This window comes from Actinomadura sp. 21ATH, from assembly GCF_041951345.1.
Lineage (GTDB): Bacteria > Actinomycetota > Actinomycetes > Streptosporangiales > Streptosporangiaceae > Spirillospora.
In genome coordinates this window covers 1,195,650-1,211,870 of sequence record NZ_JBGNUR010000002.1, presented here as the reverse complement: position 1 = coordinate 1,211,870, position 16,221 = coordinate 1,195,650, and the positions used below count along the sequence as shown (strand labels likewise).

15 protein-coding genes are annotated in these 16,221 nt (G+C 75.2%); 8 read left to right on the top strand and 7 right to left on the bottom strand.

Annotation, left to right across the window (positions count from 1 at the left end):
- Positions 1-50: 50 nt before the first annotated feature.
- On the top strand, positions 51-1,808 hold the full coding sequence (locus ACA361_RS11960; protein ID WP_375011928.1) for an ABC transporter ATP-binding protein: 1,758 nt from the start codon (positions 51-53) through the stop codon (positions 1,806-1,808).
- Here ACA361_RS11960 and ACA361_RS11955 read toward each other — a convergent pair.
- Genes ACA361_RS11955 through ACA361_RS11940 form a run of 4 tightly spaced genes read right to left on the bottom strand, consistent with a single transcriptional unit; the run spans position 1,795 to position 5,247 of the window.
- Complete coding sequence (locus ACA361_RS11955) at positions 1,795-2,976, bottom strand: ABC transporter permease (RefSeq protein ID WP_375011927.1); 1,182 nt, start codon at positions 2,974-2,976, stop codon at positions 1,795-1,797. The genes ACA361_RS11960 and ACA361_RS11955 overlap by 14 nt on opposite strands.
- Complete coding sequence (locus tag ACA361_RS11950; RefSeq protein WP_375011926.1) at positions 2,973-3,653, bottom strand: ABC transporter ATP-binding protein; 681 nt, start codon at positions 3,651-3,653, stop codon at positions 2,973-2,975. The genes ACA361_RS11955 and ACA361_RS11950 overlap by 4 nt, the downstream gene beginning before the upstream one ends.
- Positions 3,650-4,705, bottom strand: a complete 1,056-nt coding sequence (locus ACA361_RS11945) for a peptidoglycan-binding protein (RefSeq protein WP_375011925.1) — start codon at positions 4,703-4,705, stop codon at positions 3,650-3,652. Before ACA361_RS11945 ends, ACA361_RS11950 begins: the two co-directional genes overlap by 4 nt.
- A complete protein-coding gene (locus tag ACA361_RS11940) occupies positions 4,702-5,247 on the bottom strand; it encodes a hypothetical protein (RefSeq protein ID WP_375011924.1) in 546 nt (181 codons plus the stop codon). Before ACA361_RS11940 ends, ACA361_RS11945 begins: the two co-directional genes overlap by 4 nt.
- Before the next feature lie 163 nt (positions 5,248-5,410).
- Between ACA361_RS11940 and ACA361_RS11935 the strand changes: the two genes are divergently transcribed.
- Positions 5,411-6,067, top strand: a complete 657-nt coding sequence (locus tag ACA361_RS11935) for a response regulator transcription factor (protein ID WP_375011923.1) — start codon at positions 5,411-5,413, stop codon at positions 6,065-6,067.
- Positions 6,064-7,278, top strand: a complete 1,215-nt coding sequence (locus tag ACA361_RS11930) for a sensor histidine kinase (RefSeq protein ID WP_375011922.1) — start codon at positions 6,064-6,066, stop codon at positions 7,276-7,278. The genes ACA361_RS11935 and ACA361_RS11930 overlap by 4 nt, the downstream gene beginning before the upstream one ends.
- On the opposite strand, the gene ACA361_RS11925 is transcribed toward ACA361_RS11930, so the two are convergent.
- Positions 7,265-8,026 carry a class I SAM-dependent methyltransferase gene (locus ACA361_RS11925; protein WP_375011921.1) on the bottom strand — a complete coding sequence of 254 codons (762 nt, stop codon included), beginning with the start codon at positions 8,024-8,026 and terminating at the stop codon, positions 7,265-7,267. The genes ACA361_RS11930 and ACA361_RS11925 overlap by 14 nt on opposite strands.
- A gap of 106 nt (positions 8,027-8,132) precedes the next feature.
- Here ACA361_RS11925 and ACA361_RS11920 point away from each other — a divergent pair, with 106 nt between their 5' ends.
- Both ACA361_RS11920 and ACA361_RS11915 read left to right on the top strand, forming a co-directional pair.
- On the top strand, positions 8,133-8,651 hold the full coding sequence (locus ACA361_RS11920; RefSeq protein WP_375011920.1) for a MarR family winged helix-turn-helix transcriptional regulator: 519 nt from the start codon (positions 8,133-8,135) through the stop codon (positions 8,649-8,651).
- Complete coding sequence (locus tag ACA361_RS11915; RefSeq protein WP_375011919.1) at positions 8,651-9,478, top strand: EamA family transporter; 828 nt, start codon at positions 8,651-8,653, stop codon at positions 9,476-9,478. The genes ACA361_RS11920 and ACA361_RS11915 overlap by 1 nt, the downstream gene beginning before the upstream one ends.
- A 27-nt stretch (positions 9,479-9,505) precedes the next feature.
- On the opposite strand, the gene ACA361_RS11910 is transcribed toward ACA361_RS11915, so the two are convergent.
- The gene (locus ACA361_RS11910; RefSeq protein ID WP_375011918.1) at positions 9,506-10,093 is read right to left on the bottom strand and encodes a DUF1906 domain-containing protein; all 588 of its coding nucleotides are present in this window, start codon (positions 10,091-10,093) and stop codon (positions 9,506-9,508) included.
- Positions 10,094-10,177: 84 nt separating this feature from the next.
- Here ACA361_RS11910 and ACA361_RS11905 point away from each other — a divergent pair, with 84 nt between their 5' ends.
- Complete coding sequence (locus tag ACA361_RS11905; protein WP_375011917.1) at positions 10,178-11,104, top strand: LLM class F420-dependent oxidoreductase; 927 nt, start codon at positions 10,178-10,180, stop codon at positions 11,102-11,104.
- Positions 11,105-11,184: 80 nt separating this feature from the next.
- Here ACA361_RS11905 and ACA361_RS11900 read toward each other — a convergent pair whose 3' ends face one another.
- Positions 11,185-12,009, bottom strand: a complete 825-nt coding sequence (locus ACA361_RS11900) for a TIGR02452 family protein (RefSeq protein WP_375011916.1) — start codon at positions 12,007-12,009, stop codon at positions 11,185-11,187.
- Positions 12,010-12,090: 81 nt separating this feature from the next.
- Between ACA361_RS11900 and ACA361_RS11895 the strand changes: the two genes are divergently transcribed.
- Positions 12,091-13,560 carry a 3' terminal RNA ribose 2'-O-methyltransferase Hen1 gene (locus ACA361_RS11895; protein ID WP_375011915.1) on the top strand — a complete coding sequence of 490 codons (1,470 nt, stop codon included), beginning with the start codon at positions 12,091-12,093 and terminating at the stop codon, positions 13,558-13,560.
- The gene (locus ACA361_RS11890) at positions 13,560-16,121 is read left to right on the top strand and encodes a polynucleotide kinase-phosphatase (RefSeq protein WP_375011914.1); all 2,562 of its coding nucleotides are present in this window, start codon (positions 13,560-13,562) and stop codon (positions 16,119-16,121) included. Before ACA361_RS11895 ends, ACA361_RS11890 begins: the two co-directional genes overlap by 1 nt.
- The last annotated feature ends 100 nt before the right edge of the window (positions 16,122-16,221 follow it).

Sequence of the window (16,221 nt, the reverse complement as noted above, 5' to 3'; positions counted from 1 at the left end):
TTCCGGAAATCATTTGCCCTCCATGGAACAACTGTGTTCCACTCGGAAGCATGACCGTTCCGTCTTCTCGGCTCTCGATCCTGTGGTCGTACGCGCGGCCGCACCGGGGCACGCTGGTGCTGGGGCTGCTGCTGGCGCTGCTCGGGTCGGCGATGGGGCTGGCCACCCCGATGGTGACCAAGTGGGTGCTCGACGCGCTGGGCGGGTCGGCGTCGCTGAAGGGGCCGGTGCTGGCGCTGCTGGGGCTGGTCGTGGTCGGCGTCAGCGTGTCGTACTGGCAGTGGACGCTGCTCGGGACGCTCGGGGAACGCGTCGTGCTGGAGGCCCGCGAGTCGATGGTGCGGCGGTTCCTGCGCGCCACCGTGCCCGCGCTGGCCCCTCGGCCGCCCGGCGAGCTGGTCACCCGGGTCACCTCCGACACCGTCCTGCTGCGCGAGGCCGCCACCGGCGCGCTGATCGGGCTGATCAATGGGTCGGTCATGCTGGTGGGCACCCTCGTGCTGATGGGGGTGCTGGATCTCGTGCTGCTCGGCACCACCGTGGCGGCGGTCGTGCTGGTCGGGGTGCTCTTCGGGGTGCTGATGCCCGGCCTGGCCAGGGCGCAGCGGCTGGCCCAGGAGCACATCGGGCGGCTCGGCGGGACGCTGGAGGGGACACTGCGGGCCGTCCGCACCGTCAAGGCGAGCCGCGCCGAGGAGCGGATGGCGGACCTGATCGTGGCCGACGCCCGCTCGTCGGCCGAGTTCGGCGTCCGCGCGGTGCGGAGAGAGGCGCTGGCCTGGACGATCTCCTGGTCCGGCCTCCAGCTGGCGATCATCGCGATCCTGGGGCTGGGGGCGTGGCGGGTCGGCGCGGACCTCCTGGAGGTGTCAAGCCTGATCGCGTTCCTGCTGTACGCGTTCGGCCTGATGGAGCCGATCACCGAGCTGAGCCAGAACCTCACCGCCCTCCAGTCCGGGATCGCCGCCGCCGAGCGGATCCGCGAGCTCGGCGGCCTGGAGACCGAGCGGGCGGCGGACCGGCCCGCCGCGGCGGCGGGGCCGGCGGGCGACGGTCCCGTGCTGGAGCTGCGGAACGTCACCGCGGCCCATGGCCCGGACGTGGAGCCCGCCGTACGGGGGATCGACCTGGCCGTCCCCAGGCGCGGCCACATCGCGATCGTGGGGCCGTCCGGCGCGGGCAAGACGACCCTGTTCTCCCTCATCCTGCGCTTCCTGGAGCCGCGGGACGGCGAGCTGCTCCTGGACGGCCGCCCGTACGGCGCCCATTCCCACGGCGAGATCCGCGCCCGGCTGGCGTACGTGGAGCAGGACACGCCGATCGTTCCCGGCACCGTCCGCGACAACCTGCTGTTCGCCTGCCCGGCCGCGCCCGAGGAGCGGCTGCGCCGGGTCCTGGACGAGCTGCGCCTGGCCGGGCGGATCGAGTCGCTCGACCAGGGGCTGGACACGCCGCTGTCGTCCACCGTGCTGTCGGGCGGCGAGCGGCAGCGCGTCGCGCTGGCCCGCGCGCTGATCCACCAGCCGGACGTGCTGCTCCTGGACGAGGCCACCGCGCAGCTCGACGGCCTGACCGAGGCGGCCGTCCAGGAGTGCGTGCGGACGCGGGCCCGCACCGGCGCCGTGATCACGATCGCCCACCGGCTGTCCACCGTGCTCGACGCCGACGCCATCGTGGTGCTGGGGGCCGGCCGGATCCGCGCCCGCGGCACGCACGAGGAGCTGCTGGAGACCGACGCGCTGTACCGCGAGCTGGTCGAGGCGCTCCGCATCGCGGCCCGGCCGGCCCAGCCGGTCACGGGGCGTTGAGGGCCTCGGTGGGGGAGAGCCGCGCCGCCCGCAGGGCCGGGTAGAGGCCGGCCAGCGCGCCGATGAGGAGGGTGGCCAGCAGGCCGCCCGCCATGGCCCACGCGGGGACGACCGTGGGCCAGCCCTGGCCGACCGCGTACACGGCGGTGACCAGCGCGCCGAGCGCGACGCCGCCCATCCCGCCCAGCGCGGCCAGGAGCTGCGACTCGGTGAGGAACTGGAGCCGGATCTGCCCCTTCGTGGCGCCCAGCGAGCGGCGCAGCCCGATCTCGGAGCGGCGTTCGAGCACCGAGATGACCATGGTGTTGGCGACGCCGACGCCGCCGACCAGGAGGGCCACGCCGCCGAGGCCGAGGAGGAGCCCGGTGAACGCCTCGTCGGTGGCGTTCCGCGCGGCGAGCGCGTCCGAGGGGCGGCTCACCTCGATCTCGCTGGGGGACTCCGGCTGGGCGGTGGCGGCCAGGAGCTCCCGGACCTTCTCCACCGAGTCCTTGCGGGCACGGGTGTAGACGGTGGTCGGATGCCCGTCGAACGAGAGCCGCGCGGCGGCCGCTTCCCAGCCGACGAGGGCGGCGGCGTCGAGTTCGGGCACCAGCGCGCTGGGCGCCAGGACGCCGACGACGGTGAACCACTGCCCGCCCAGCCACACCTGGGCGCCGGTGCCCGCGACGCCGAGGCGGTCGGCGGCGGACGCGCCCAGCACGACGGCCGGGTAGCGCGCCGTCGCGGGGTTGAGCCACCCGCCCGCGGCGATCTCCAGCCCGACCGTGCGGGAGAGGTCGAGGCGGGCGGCCTGGACGGAGATCCCGCCGCTCTCCCCGGCCGGGATCCGGTCGTTGCGGTAGACCTTGGCGTCGAGCGTCGCGGTCGCGGACGCCGACTCGACCGCCGGGATCCGGGCGATCATCCCGACGGACTCGGCGGGCAGGGACGTCTCGTCCCCGAACAGGTCGCGACCCGGGGCGACGGTCAGCAGGTTGGTGCCGAGCCGGTCCAGGGTCTCCTGGAGCTGGGCGCGGCTGGACGTGGAGATGCCGACGACGCCGATCATGGCGGCGATGCCGATCGCGATGCCCAGCGCGGACAGGAAGACGCGCAGCGGCCGGGACCGGAGTCCGGCGGCGCCGACGCGGAGGACGTCCGGCGGGCTGAGCCTGGCGGCGTTCACCGGGCGGCTCCCGCGTGCGCCTCGACGATCCGGCCGTCGCGCATCCGGACCCGGCGGGGGAGCGTGGCGGCGATGTCGCGGTCGTGGGTGATCACGATGACCGTGGTGCCGTGGTCGGCGAGCTCGCGCAGCAGGTCCAGGACGCCCGCACCGGACGCCGAGTCCAGCGCCCCGGTCGGCTCGTCGGCCAGCAGCAGCGCGGGCGAGCCGGCGACGGCGCGGGCGATCGCGACGCGCTGCTTCTCGCCGCCCGACAGCTGGTGCGGCCGGTGGCCGAGGCGGTGGCCCAGGCCGACGCGTTCGAGGGCGTCCCGCGCGTGCCCGCGCCGCGCCGCGAGCGGCTCGCCCGCGTAGAGGAGGCCGTCGGCGACGTTGTCCAGGGCCGGGACGCCCGCGGCGAGGTGGAACTGCTGGAAGACGAACCCGATCCGGCGGGCCCGCAGCGCCGACAGCCGCCGGTCGGACATGCGGGAGACGTCCTGCCCCTCGATGAGCACGGTGCCCGACGTGGGCCGGTCGAGCGTGCCGATCATATGCAGCATCGTCGACTTGCCCGAGCCGGACGGTCCCACGATCGCGAGCGGCCCGCCGGCCTCGACGGTGAGCGAGACGGCGTCCAGCGCGGTCACGCCGGGATAGGTGCGGGTGACCTCGCGGAGCTCCACGACGGGGGTCATGACGGCACCCCCACCTTCATGCCCTCGGCGAGGCCCGTCCCCGAGATCTCGACCCTGCCCTCGCTGAACACGCCCGTCTCGACCGGGACGGTCCGGACGCGCCCGTCCTCGACGGCCTGGACCGCGTAGCCGCCGCCCGGCCGGGCCATGAGCGCCCCGACCGGCACGGCGAGGACGTCCGCGTGCCGCCCGGCGGTCAGGTGGACCTCGACCGGCGCCTTGTCGTACGTGCCGAGCGCCCGCTGCCCGCGCACCGCGACGGTGACCGCGACCGTGGTCGGCTCGTCGCCCCGCCCTTCCTTGGCGACCCTGCCCACGCCCGTGATCGTGCCCTTGGTGGTGGTGCCGTCCGGGAGTTCGACCGTCACCGCGGCGCCCTCCTCGGCGAGCCGCTGGTACTCGACGTCGAGGTCCACGCTCACCTTGCGGGTGGTGCCGGTGCAGGTGAGGAGCGCGCCGCCCGCCCGGTCGCCCACGGCGGCCTTGCGCTCGGCGACCCGGATCTCGCCCGGGGCGATCAGCACCGAGCCGGGGGCGACCGTCCCGGTCTCGGGGAGCCCGAGGTCCTCCTGCCAGCGGCGCACGGCGGCGGCCGTGGCGGCGTCGTACGCCTCGTCGACCGTGAAGCCCGTGTGGCCGAGGGCGCCGAGGTTGCGTTCGAGCTGGCGCACGTCCGGCCCCTCGGTGCCGGCGGAGAGGGTGCGGTAGACGGGCAGCGACCCGTACAGCAGAGGCACCGGCCGGTTGTCGATCTTGTAAGCCCAGCGGCCGCGGGCGATCTCGGTGCCCGCCCGGGCCAGCCAGGTGACCGTGCCGCGGGCGTTCCCGCCGGTCACGGTACGGGCGGTGCCGTAGCCGAGCGTGCCGTCCACCGTCCGCGTCTCGACCAGCGTGGTCCGCTCGACCGGGGCGGTGGCGGGCGGCAGCGCGCCGCGGGCGGCGGGGGCCTGGCCGCCGCCGAGCCGGGGGGGGGCCCGGCCCGCGCCGGCGGCCGCGACGGCGCCGGCCGCGGCGAGCGCGGTGGTGCGCGCCCTCCTGCGCGCCCGCTTCACTCGCCGCTCCCGCCGGAGAGGCCGGGACCGCCGCCGTCGTCCCGCTTGGAGTCCAGCCGGCCGCCGCCGTTCTTGTTGCAGATCTTGTCGGCCTTCTTGAAGGCGGTGCTCTGGGGATCGATGCCCCCGCCGCCCTTGCGCCCCCGGATCTGGATGCCGCCCGTCTCGGGATCGGGGTCGGGGAAGTCCGGGACGCCGTTCTCCCGCATGCACTTGGACATGGCGCGCATCTCGGCCAGCTGCTTCGCGTCCGGCCTGCGGGGCTCGCCGCCGTTGGGCATGAGCCTGCGGCACTTCCGCTCGGCGGCCTTCATCTTCTCCTCGCCCGCCTTGCCGCCGCTCACCTTGACCTCGACGCGGCCGTCCGCCGAGGGGTCGGGCATGTCCGCGCCGTTCGCCCGCATGCACTTGGCGTACTCGCGCATCTTCTCGCCGTCGCCGGCCGCCTTCTCCGTACCGTCGCCGCCGCTGCCGCCGCCTCCGCAGGCCCCGAGGGCCAGCATCGGGAGCAGCAGGAGCGCGACGAGCGCGTGTCGTCGCATGAACCGCCTCCGTGTCCCCCGCCGGGACGGTCCCGGCGGGCGAGCAGAAGTCCAGCGGCCCGGCGGTAACCCCGGCGTAACCGCTCCGGGTTATGCCGGCGTTACGCCCCTTCCTCCAGGCTTGGGCGGCGGACGGCGCACGGCACGGGAACGGGGTACGAGCATGCGGATACTGGTCGCCGAGGACGAGCGGATGCTCGCCGACTCGGTCGCCGAGGGGCTGCGGGCCGAGGCGCTCGCGGTGGACGTGGCCTACGACGGGGACGCCGCCCTCGAACGGCTCGGCGTCAACGACTACGACGTGCTGGTCCTGGACCGGGACCTGCCGGTCGTGCACGGCGACGACGTCTGCCGCGCGGTCGTGGAGTCGGGCGCGCCGGTGCGGATCCTGATGCTCACCGCCGCCGGCACCGTCCCGGCCCGGGTGGACGGGCTGCGCCTGGGCGCCGACGACTACCTGACCAAGCCGTTCGCGTTCGAGGAGCTGGTGGCCCGGATCCACGCGCTGGCCCGCCGCGCCCGCCCCGCCGACCCGCCGCTGCTGGAACGGGCCGGGATCCGCCTGGACCCCGCCCGCCGCGAGGTCTACCGGGACGGCCGGTACCTGCACCTGGCGCGCAAGGAGTTCGGCCTGCTCGCCGAACTGCTGCGCGCGGGCGGCGCCGTCGTCCCGGCCGAGCGGCTGCTGGAGAAGGTGTGGGACGAGCACACCGACCCGTTCACCAACACCGTCCGCGTCACGCTGATGAAGCTGCGCCGCAAGCTCGGCGACCCGGCCGTCATCGAGACCGTCCCGGGAGCGGGGTACCGGATCCCATGACCGCCGTCGCCGGGCGGCTGCGGCCCACGATCCGGGCCCGGCTCACGCTGCTGTACGGGGGGCTGTTCATCGCCGCGGGCATCGTCCTGCTCGCGCTGACCTACCTCCTGGTCCAGAACAACCTCCGCGACCAGGGCGAGCCGGAGGCGTCGTTCACGCAGGTGGCGGGGCAGCCGCCGCAGCGGGCGCCCGCCCTGGCCGCGCCGCCGCCCCCGCAGGACCGGCTCAGCGCGGGGCAGGTCAAGGGCGTGCTGGTCGAGGGCCGCAAGAACTACCAGGAGGAGACGATGCGGTCGCTGCTGACGCAGGGCGGCATCGCGCTGGGCGTGGTGAGCGCGGCGGCGCTGGGGTTCGGCTGGCTGCTGGCCGACCGGGTGCTGCGCCCGGTGCACGCGATCACCGACACCGCCCGCCGGGTGGCGCACAGCCACGACCTCACCGAGCGGATCGCCTACGACGGGCCGCGCGACGACGTCAAGGAGCTGGCCGACACCTTCGACACCATGCTGGAACGGCTGGCGCGCGCGTTCGACGGCCAGCGCCGCTTCGTCGCCAACGCCTCGCACGAGCTGCGCACCCCGCTGGCGATCAACCGGACGCTGGTGGACGTCGCGGTCCGCCGCCCCGACGCGACCGAGGACGTCAAGCGGCTCGGGGAGTCCCTGCTGGTCGTGAACGGGCGGCACGAGCGGCTGATCGACGGGCTGCTCACCCTGGCCGGCGGGGAGAACGCCGTCGCCGACGCGAGCCCGCTCGACCTCGCCGACGTCGCGCGGCACGTCCTGGACCAGGCCGCGGCCGAGGCCGCCGAGCGCGACGTCACCGTCCGCCGCGCGACCGGCACCGCCCCCGCAGCCGGCGATCCGGTCCTGATCGAACGGCTCGTGCAGAACCTGGTGGAGAACGCGGTCCGCCACAACCACGACGGCGGCGAGGTGCGCGTCGCCACCGGCGCCCGGGACGGGTGGGCGGAGCTGACGGTCGCCAACACCGGGCCGGTGGTGCCGCCGTACGAGCTGGAGACGATCTTCGAGCCGTTCCGCCGGCTCCGGCAGGACCGGGTGCGCTCCGACCGCGGCTCGGGCCTCGGCCTGTCGATCGTGCGGGCCGTCGCCACCGCCCACCACGGCCGCGTCACGGCCGAGCCCCGCCCTGGCGGCGGCCTCGCGGTGACCGTCCGGCTGCCCGCGCGGGCGGCTAGCCCGCCGTGACGCGCAGCTTCGACTGCTTGTGCCTGTTGCCCTGCTCCCAGTCGTCCATGAACCGCGCCTCCAGCCCGTGCCGCCGGGCCAGCGCGACCAGCGTGGCGGTCCGGTAGTAGAAGTCCTCCCGCAGGACGTGGTGCTCCTGCCCCTCGGTGCGGTTGAACGTGAAGTCGAAGAACCCGCCCGGCGCGAGGATCCGCCCGACATGGGCCAGGCACTCGTCGACGACGGTGATCGGGGAGTGGGAGAAGACGCTGTGCGCGTGCACGACGTCGAAGTGCCGTTCCGGCAGGAAGTCGAGCCGCAGGTCCCGCACCGGCGTCAGGTGGGGCAGCTTGCCCTGGAGCTTGTACGCCGCGACCGTGTCCTCGGCGGCGAACAGGATGTCGGGCGAGATGTCCACGCCGTAGTAGTGCCCGGCGTCGAGATGTTCGATGAAGAGCCGGCCCGCGCGCAGGTTGCCGCAGCCGATCTCCAGCATCCGGTGCGACGGCCGCAGCCCGTGCTCCACCAGGTAGTCGAACTGGAGCCGGCCGATCGCCGCCCACCGGTCCTGGTCGGCCGTGCCGACCGCGCCGTACGGGCTGCGCGCCGCGTCCGAGCGCATCACCGACCGGTAGTACGCCACATGGTCGCGGGCCCGCGCGCGCAGCCACGTGTCGCGGGCGAGCCGCCGCGCGTACGGGACGATCCGCTCCGGGTTCCGTGCCGCGTACCGCAGCTGGTACGCCAGCCGGGCGCGGTCTCTGCTCATCCGGTTCTTGAGCTCCATCGTCCCAGTCAAGGTCGGCCGGAGGCCGCCCGCAAGACTCCCGCCTATTCGGGCGTTTCGGCGCCCTCCTGTCGGCAATGCATGACTCATGCATGATGACCGCACGGCCAACCTGCTCGGTGCCGCCTCGCTGGCCGTCACCGACCTCGTCCTCGCCGCCGCCCGCAAGAAGGGCGTCGGCCCGAGCGCGGCGGCGGCGCTGGTCGCACTGTCCGCGGCGCCCGAGATCACGGTCACCGAACTGGGCCGCCGCATCGGCCTGTCGCAGTCCGCGGCCGTCCGGATGGTCGACGGCCTGGCCGCCGCCGGCCTGGCCGAACGCGGCGGCGGCCGGGGCCGCGCGGTGCCCGTGCGCCTCACCGCCGAGGGCCGTACGGCGGCGGCCGAGCTGCTCGCCGCCCGCGGCGCCGTGCTCTCCGGCGCCCTCGCGGACCTGCCCGGCGCGGACCGCGAGGCCCTGAACGGCCTGCTGTCCCGGCTGCTCGCGAGCCTGTACGGCCGGATCGGCGACACCGACCTCATCTGCCGCCTGTGCGACCGCGAGTGCTGCACGACCGGCGCGCCCTGTCCCGTCGGCGCCGCGGCCCGCGAGGCCGGGGGCGCCTGATGGGCGCCGCGCTCGCGCTCGCCTCGGCGGCCCTCTACGGGGCCGCGGACGTCGCCGGCGGGCTGCTGTCGCGGCGGGCCGCGGCCGCGGCGGTGGCGCTGTGCGGGCAGCTCGGCGGGCTCCTGTTCACGCTGCTCGCCGCGCCGCTGTTCTCCACGGGCGCCCCGGCTCCGGCGGATCTCGCGTGGGGCGCCCTGTCGGGGATCGGGACGGGACTCGGCATGGTGTTCCTCTACCGCGGGCTGGCCCGGGGCGCGATGAGCCTGGTGGTGCCCGTCAGCGCGGTGAACGGGCTGGCGGTGCCCGTGCTGGCCGGGGTGGTGCTCCTCGGCGACCGGCCGTCGGCGGCGGCCTGGCTGGGAGTGGCCGCGGCCGTGCCCGCCCTCTGGCTGGTGTCGCTGGACCCGTCCGCGGACGGGGACGTGACGCGGGCCGCGACCCTGGACGCGCTCGTCGCGGGAGCGGGCATCGGCGTGCAGTACCTCGCGCTCGCGCAGGCGGAGGCGGGCTCGGGCCTGTGGCCCGTGGTGGCCGGGCGGTGCTCGGCGGCGCTGGTCGTCCTTCCGATGCTGCGCGGCGGGCGGCGCCTGCCCGCGCGGATGCTGGCGCCCGCGGCGCTGACCGGCGCGCTCGCCGCGCTGGCACTGGTCTGCTACATGCTCGCGGCGCGCCTGCAACTCGTCACCGTCGCGGTCGTGCTGGCGTCGCTGTACCCGGTGATCCCCGTCCTGCTCGGGATCACGCTGCTGCGGGAACGGCTCGGCCGGGCGCAGGCCGCCGGGCTGGCGGTCGTCGCGGCCGCCGTCGTCCTGTTGACGGCGGGCTGACCCCGCCGCGAGTCCCGGCCCGCCGGGTCAGTCTTCGAGGCGCCACTGGCCGTAGTCGTCCCGGGTGGCCCGGTCGTGGTCCACCGCGACGCCGTCGATCTCGTGCCCGTTGGAGTACTGCTGGATGTGGGCGCGCTCGTCCCACTTCCCGCCCGACCAGGCGTGGGTCTGCCACGCCCACGCCGCCTTCCCGGCGTCCAGCACGCGCTTGGCGGGCCCGTACCCGGCGTACACGCCCACGCGGTCGCGGCCGAGTACCTCGGCGGCGCCGTCGAGGTAGGCGTCCACGGTCTCCTGGTGGTGGGGCTGGGCGTCGAAGTCGACGGCGAAGTAGATCGGGCGGCCGTCCGGCATCCCGGCCTCCCCGGCCTGCCGCGCGGCGTGCCGGGCGTCGGCGACGCCGCCGGCGCGGCCGGACAGAGCGCGGCGGGCGGTCGTCTCCCACACCACGACCAGCGCGATCCCGGCCGCGGACAGCTTCGCGGCCTCGTCCCGGGTGAGGTTCTTGCCGGTGGTGTCGTGCGACAGGTAGCGGCACACGAACGCGACGTCCTTCTCCTTCAGCGCGGCCGGATCGGGGCGGCCCCACGAGTAGTCGACACCGAAAATCGTCATGGCCCCATTCAAATCGTGATGACCCCGTCACGGTATGCGCTTGGCCGATACTTGAACGTGCGCCGCGCGTGGTTCGATGGTCCCATGCGTCTACGGATCTTCACCGAGCCCCAGCAGGGGGCGAGTTACGAGACACTGCTCAAGGTGGCGAAGGCCGCGGAGGAGCTGGGCTTCGACGCCTTCTACCGCTCCGACCACTTCCTGAAGATGGGGGACGTCTCCGGGGAGCCGGGCCCGACCGACGCCTGGGTCACGCTGGGCGCGCTGGCCCGCGAGACCAGCCGGATCCGGCTCGGCACGCTGATGACGGCGGCGACGTTCCGGCTGCCCGGGCCGCTGGCGATCGCGGTCGCGCAGGTCGACCAGATGAGCGGCGGCCGGGTCGACTTCGGCGTCGGCACCGGCTGGTTCGACGCCGAGCACACCGCGTACGGGATCCCGTTCCCGAGCCTGAACGAGCGGTTCGAGCGGCTGGAGGAGCAGCTGGAGATCGTCACCGGGCTGTGGCGGACGCCGGCCGGGGAGACGTTCGACTACGACGGCCGGCACTACCGGCTGGCCGAGTCGCCCGCGCTGCCCAAGCCCGTGCGGCCCGAGGGCCCGCCGGTGCTGATCGGCGGGTTCGGCGCCAAGCGCACGCCGCGGCTGGCCGCCGCGCACGCCGACGAGTACAACGTGCCGTTCCACCAGGTGGACGACACGGGACTGGCGTTCGACCGGGTCCGCGCGGCCTGCCGGGACGCGGGCCGCACCCGGCCGATGGTGTACTCGGCGGCGCAGGTCGTCTGCTGCGGCCGGGACGAGGCCGAGATCGCCCGGCGGGCGGAGGCGATCGGCCGCCAGGTGCCGGAGCTGCGCGAGAACGGGCTGGCGGGCACGCCGGCCGAGCTGCAGGACAAGATCGGCAGGTTCGCCGAGCTGGGGGCCGAGACGCTCTACCTCCAGGTCCTGGACCTGCACGACCTGGACCATCTGGAGCTGCTGGCCACCGAGGTGCTGGGCAAGGTCTGACGCGCGGCCGCGGGCCGTCCCCCCGAACGGAACGGCCCGCGGTGCCCGGCCTCACGCGGACGCCGCGCGGCCCGGCGGCGTCAGCGGCCGAAACCCGCGAAGACCGCCTCGAACGCGGCGTGCCGCGGCGCGCCCGCGGCCGTGTCCCAGACGGCGAAGACGACGTGCTCGAACACGCCCGCGTAGTCGCCCCGCAGCGGCTCGGCGAACGCCTCGGCCACCTCGTACGGGTCGTTCCGGAAGACGCCGCAGCCCCACGCGCCCAGCACCAGCCGCCGGTGGCCGTGCGCGAGCGCCGCCGCGAGGACCTTGCGGGCGCGCCGCCGCAGCGCGCCCGGGAGCAGCTCCAGCCGCTCCGGGTCCTTGATCGCGCCGCGGTTGGGCGCGGCCGAGGTGAGGAAGGCGACCTCGTACGGCTCCTCCAGCAGCCGCCCGGCGTCGTCGCGGAACACCGGCACGCCCGGCGAGTAGATCATGTGGTCGCTGTAGAGCAGGTCGCGCTGCTCGCGATGGAAGTCGTAGAACGCGCGCGCCGACAGCAGCGAGGTGTACAGCCCGGACGAGCGGGCGAGCCCCTCCTCCTGCGCGTGCGCGCCATTGAGGAATCCGCCGCCGGGATTCTTCGCGGAGGCGAAATTGAGCGCCAGCGGCACTTCGCCGCCGCCGTCGCCCAGCCGCCGCGCCGCCGCCAGCGTGGTCTCCCCGGTGACCTCGACCAGGGTCGCGCCGCGCTCGCCCGAGGGCGCGGACTCCAGCTCGGACGGGGTGTGCAGCACGGTCCCGCGCACCGCGCGGTCCAGCGCCCCGGCGATGCCGACCGTACGGCCGGAGGGGGCGGTGTACGCGCCGCGCTCGAGGATGGCCACGGTCTCCTGCGCGGTCGCGCGCCTCGGATGTCTGCTCATTTCCCGTGAATTGTGTCGGCCGCTCGCGGGCCGCGCCAAATCCTTTTCGGAAACGCCGGTTATTCGGCCACACTGTGGGGCGTGCTTTTGACCATCACCACGACGGCGGCCCCGGCGGACGACCTCGGATACCTGCTGCACAAGCATCCCGATCGCGTGCAGGCGTTCTCGCAGTCCTACGGCACCGCCCACGTCTTCTATCCCGAGGCCGGCCGGGAGCGCTGCACGGCGGCGCTGCTGCTCGACGTCGACCCGGTGGCGCTGGTGCGCACGCGCGGCCGCAACACCCCCGACTTCTCGCTCGGTCAGTACGTCAACGACCGGCCGTACGCGGCGTCGTCGCTGCTCGCCTCCGCCATGGCGAACACGTTCCGCACCGCCATGCGGGGCCGCTGCGACGCCCGCCCCGAGCTGGCCGCCGCGCCGATCCCGCTGGAGATCACGCTGCCCGCGCTGCCCTGCCGGGGCGGCCCGGAGCGGGCGGAGCGCTTCTTCGCGCCGCTCGGCTGGCGGGTGGCGGCCGAGCCCGTCCCGCTGGACGCGGGGTTCCCCGAGTGGGGCGACTCGCGGTACGTGACGCTGCGGCTGGCCGGCGAGGTGCGGCTGGCGGACGCGCTCAACCAGCTGTACGTGCTGCTGCCCGTCCTGGACGACGCCAAGCACTACTGGATGGCGCCGGACGAGGTGGACAAGCTGATCCGCGCGGGGGAGGGCTGGCTGGCCGCGCATCCGGACCGGGCCGCGATCACCCGCCGCTACCTGGCCGACCGGCGCGGGCTGGTGCGCGCCGCGCTCGGCCGGCTCGCCGACGCCGACGACTCGCCCGAGGACGCCCTCGACCGCGACCCGCTGGAGGAGGAGCCGCCCCCGGCCGACCCGACCGCGGCCGAGCCGGGCGCCGCGCCCGAGCCGGAGCCGGGGACGGAGGCCGCGCCGCCGCCCGTCCCGCTGGCCGAGCGGCGCATCCAGGCCGTCCTGGAGGCGCTGCACGCCGAGGGCGCCGCCCGCGTCGCCGACCTGGGCTGCGGCACCGGCAAGCTGGTCGCCCGGCTCAAGCAGGATCCCCGGTTCACGAGGATCACGGGGGTGGACGTCTCGTACCGGGCCGTCCAGATCGCGAACCGGCGCGGGCGGCCGGACGCGCACGGCCCCGAGCGGGAGCCGCGCGTGGAGATCCTGCAGAGCGCGCTGACCTACACCGACGAGCGGTTCCGCGGCCACGACGCGGCGGTGCTCATGGAGGTCATCGAGCACATCGACCCGCCCCGGCTCGGTGCCGTCGAGCGGGTCGTGTTCGGCGACGCCCGGCCCCGCGCCGTGCTCGTCACCACCCCGAACTCCGAGTACAACGTGCGCTACGACGGGCTCGCCCCCGGCGCTATGCGCCATCCCGACCACCGCTTCGAGTGGACCCGCGCCGAGTTCGCGGCGTGGGCGGAGCGGGTCGCCGCCGCCTACGGCTACCGGGTCCGGTACGTCCCGGTCGGCGACGACGACCCCGAGGTCGGCGCGCCCACCCAGATGGGCGTCTTCGTGAAGGAGGCGGGCTGATGGAGATCAAGGTCCCGGAGATGGGGCTCGTCGTCCTCGTGGGCGTGTCGGGCTCGGGCAAGTCGCACTTCGCGGCCAAGCACTTCGCGCCGACGCAGGTGGTGTCGTCCGACCGCTGCCGCGGCATGGTGTCCGACGACGAGAACGACCAGTCGGCCACCGGCGACGCGTTCGACCTGCTGCACTACATCGTGCGCAAGCGGCTGCGGCGCGGCCTGCTGACCGTCGTGGACGCCACCAACGTCCAGCCGAAGTCGCGCGAGGCGCTGCTGCGGATCGCCAAGGACCACGACGTGCTGTCGGTCGCGATCGTCCTGGACGTCCCCGAGCACGTCGCCGCCGAGCGCAACGCGGCCCGGCCCGACCGCCGCGAGCTGCCGCCGCACGTGATCCCGCGGCAGCGGCGCGAGCTGCGCCGGGGCCTGCGGGCGCTCCAGCAGCGCGAGTTCAAGCGGTCGTACGTGCTGGAGGGCACCGAGGCGATCGACGCCGCGACGATCACCTTCGACAGGGCGTGGAACGACAGGCGCGAGCTGACCGGGCCGTTCGACATCGTCGGCGACGTGCACGGCTGCCGCGCCGAGCTGGAGGACCTGCTCACCGACCTCGGGTACGAGATCGAGCGCGACGCCCTCGGCCGCGCCGCCGGGGCGAACCACCCGGGCGGCCGCACGGCCGTGTTCGTCGGCGACCTCGTCGACCGCGGCCCCGACAGCCCCGGCGTGCTGCGCCTGGTCATGGGCATGGTCGCGGCCGGGCAGGCGCTGTGCGTGTCCGGCAACCACGAGGCCAAGCTGGTCCGCGCGCTGCGCGGCCGCAAGGTGCGGATCGCGCACGGGCTGGCCGAGTCGCTGGAGCAGATGGAGGCCGAGCCCGCGGACTTCCGGGACGAGGCGCTGCGCTTCATGGACGGCCTCATCAGCCACTACGTGCTCGACGGCGGCCGGCTCGTGGTCGCGCACGCCGGGCTGAAGGAGGACTACCACGGGCGCGCGTCCGGCCGCGTCCGCTCGTTCGCGCTCTACGGCGACACCACCGGCGAGACCGACGAGTACGGCCTGCCGGTCCGCTACCCGTGGGCGCGCGACTACCGCGGCAAGGCGATGGTCGTGTACGGGCACACGCCCGTCCCCGTCCCCGAGTGGATCAACAACACGATCTGCCTGGACACCGGCGCCGTGTTCGGCGGCAAGCTGACCGCGCTGCGCTACCCCGAGCGCGAGCTGCACGCCGTTCCGGCCCGCCGGGTCTGGTACGAGCCGACCCGCCCGCTGGAGTCCGAGCGGTCGATCCCGGCCGCCGGCGGCCACCGGGAGAGCGACGTGCTCAAGATCGAGGACGTCCTCGGGACCGGCGGCGTGGAGACCCGGCTGATGGGCCGCGTCACGGTACGGGAGGAGAACGCGGTCGCGGCCCTGGAGGTCATGAGCCGCTTCGCCGTCGACCCGCGCTGGCTGGTCTACCTGCCGCCGACGATGGCGCCCGCCGACACCTCGCCGCTGGAGGGTTACCTGGAGCATCCGGCGGAGGCGTTCGCCGCGTACCGGAGCCTCGGCCTGGACCGCGTGATCTGCGAGGAGAAGCACATGGGGTCGCGGGCCGTGGCCGTCGTGTGCCGGGACGCGGAGGTGGCCGCCGCGCGCTTCGGCGTGGACGACGGCACCACCGGCGCGCTCTTCACCCGCACCGGGCGGGCGTTCTTCCGGGACGGGGCCCGTACCGCGGGGGTCCTGGACCGCGTCCGCGCCGCGATCGGGGCGGCCGGGCTCTGGGACGAGTTGGAGACCGGCTGGCTGGTCCTGGACTGCGAGCTGCTGCCGTGGTCGGCCAAGGCCATGGACCTGATCCGCACGCAGTACGCGGCGACGGGCGCGGCGGCGGGCGCCGCGCTGCCGGTGGCCGCGGACGCGCTGGCGCGGGCGGCCGGCCGGGGCCTGGACGTGGCGGGCCTGCGCGACCGGATCGACCGCCGGGCCGCCAACGCCCGGCTCTTCCGGGACGCGTACGCGCGCTACTGCTGGCCGGTCGACGGCCTGGACGGGATCAGGCTCGCGCCGTTCCAGATCCTGGCGGGCGAGGGCGCCGCGTGGGGCGCGCTGCGCGGCCACGACTGGCACCTGGAGGTGCTCGGCCGGCTCGTCGCCGCCGACGCCTCGGGACTTCTGCAGGGCACGGAGTCGCACGTGGTCGACCTCGGCGCGCCGGAGTCGGTGGACGCCGCGGTGCGGTGGTGGGAGAAGCACACCGCCGAGGGCGGCGAGGGGATGGTGGTCAAGCCACTGGGGCCTCTCCCCGAGGACAGGAAGGTGCAGCCGGGCATCAAGTGCCGGGGCCGGGAGTACCTGCGGATCATCTACGGCCCGGACTACACCGAGCCGGCCCATCTGGACCGGCTGCGGAAGCGGTCGCTCGGCCGGAAGCGGTCGCTGGCGATGCGCGAGCACGCGCTGGGCGAGGAGGCCCTGACCCGCCTCACCGGCGGGGAGCCGCTGTGGCGCGTTCACCAGGCGGTCTTCGCCGTGCTGGCGCTGGAGTCCGAGCCCGTGGACCCGCGCCTGTAGCCACGCGCCTTCGGCCCGTGCCCGGTGTACGGCGCCCGTGTTACCGGGCGCGGTGTGCGGAACGCCCGCGGGATCGGCCGATCCCGCGGGCCTTCGCCTA